This window comes from Moorena sp. SIO4E2, from assembly GCF_010671945.1.
Classification (GTDB): domain Bacteria; phylum Cyanobacteriota; class Cyanobacteriia; order Cyanobacteriales; family Coleofasciculaceae; genus Moorena; species Moorena producens.
Genome location: NZ_JAAHIE010001265.1, coordinates 1 through 1,326 on the forward strand (window position 1 = coordinate 1; position 1,326 = coordinate 1,326).

General features: G+C 44.3%; 3 protein-coding genes and 1 pseudogene. 3 read left to right on the forward strand and 1 reads right to left on the reverse strand.

Annotation, left to right across the window (positions count from 1 at the left end; all coding sequences use genetic code 11):
- The 3 genes and pseudogenes from F6K37_RS42795 to F6K37_RS45970 form a co-directional block, all read left to right on the forward strand.
- The coding region (locus F6K37_RS42795) for a hypothetical protein (protein ID WP_287257270.1) at positions 1-249 on the forward strand (249 nt) is incomplete at its 5' end.
- A 126-nt stretch (positions 250-375) separates the two neighbouring features.
- The gene (locus tag F6K37_RS42800) at positions 376-606 is read left to right on the forward strand and encodes an addiction module protein (RefSeq protein ID WP_502887843.1); all 231 of its coding nucleotides are present in this window, start codon (positions 376-378) and stop codon (positions 604-606) included.
- Positions 603-914 (forward strand): annotated as a pseudogene (locus F6K37_RS45970) (type II toxin-antitoxin system RelE/ParE family toxin). Before F6K37_RS42800 ends, F6K37_RS45970 begins: the two are co-directional and overlap by 4 nt.
- 196 nt (positions 915-1,110) lie before the next feature.
- Here F6K37_RS45970 and F6K37_RS42810 read toward each other — a convergent pair.
- A partial coding sequence (locus tag F6K37_RS42810; protein ID WP_287257272.1) for a helix-turn-helix domain-containing protein occupies positions 1,111-1,326 on the reverse strand: 216 nt, incomplete at its 5' end.

The following is a 1,326-nucleotide window of genomic DNA, read 5'->3' on the forward strand; positions in this document are numbered from 1 at the left end:
AGCGGTCAGCTATCAGCGGTCAGCTCTGAGCAGATCAAAAAAATGATTACCTGTTTTCTTGATGCAAAGCGCGAGTGGGGGAAACCCCCGCAGGTCGGCGCTGCATCGCTTGTTCAAAAGCATCTCATGTCTACACTTGGGATTGGGATGCAAAAGCCCGTGAATGTTTTGGATTTATCAGCGCCATTTGAATTGGTTGAGCCCCAAGCACAATTCCAGTCTTTGCTTTATGGCTTTGCCAGCGATTGAGTTGATATCAAATTCAGTAGATGCACCTCAAGTAGCGATGACCTACGGCCAATCGCATTTTTATTCTGTGTTATGTTTACTACTTTTTTGCTAGACTCTGGGTATTATCTATGATGCCCGAATGTTATGGTCTCTGTTGAGCAAGTAATGAAAGAAGCTTTATCTTTGCCCAGTGCATGGAGAGCATTGTTGGCTCAGAAGCTGGTTGAAAGTCTTGAGTTTGATGTAGACGAAAACCTACAAGCACTTTGGGTAAGTGAAGCTAAGAAGCGTCGAGATGAAATCCGAAGTAGTATGGTTGAGCCTATTCCTGGAGAGGAAGGGTTAGCTAGAGTGAGGCGACTTCTGGAGCCATGAAATATGTCTTTCACCCAGCAGCCTTGACTGAATATGGTGAAGCAGTCGAGTTTTACGCAGAACGTAGAGTTGAATTGGCACAGGCATTTATCAATGTAGTTGAGGATGCAATTTTCTGAATTGTTGCGTCACCAACTCGTTGGGCTGTTATTGATGAAGATATTCCTCGATGTCTGACACGTAAATTTCCCTACGGGATTTTATACACTATTGAGGAAGATTACATTTTAATTGTGGCGGTGATGCACTGTAGTCGTGAGCCAGGATATTGGAAAGAGCGTGTCAGGGAGAAACCATCAGATGCATAAAATGATCTGAGGTTTGGTACGTCATTCGGACAACTAAGCTGTTATAGCACTAAGGTTATAAGTTAATACATTTTACTGATCCGAAGTGGGTGGATCTCATATTTGCTATTTGACCCTGCTTCCCCAAGACCGCACTACATCACTTCTGAGTAAGGCTTCTAGAATTTAGATGCGTTTGCCCTAGCTAGATAGTCCCTTAAAAAGTATCCCAAATTTCCTCCGCATAACGGGGTGGCATCGCCTCAGCATTGGTAAATGTCTGTTTCATTATCTGTGAAGCTTTCTCTATTTCTTCCCCCTCCCAGTCTACAATCAATAAATCGTTGGGACTACAGTGAAAGAAGGCGCAGAGTTGAGCGAGGGTAGTAAAAGCGATCGCTCTTAGCGGAAGCTGAGGCCTTTGGGCCACGCT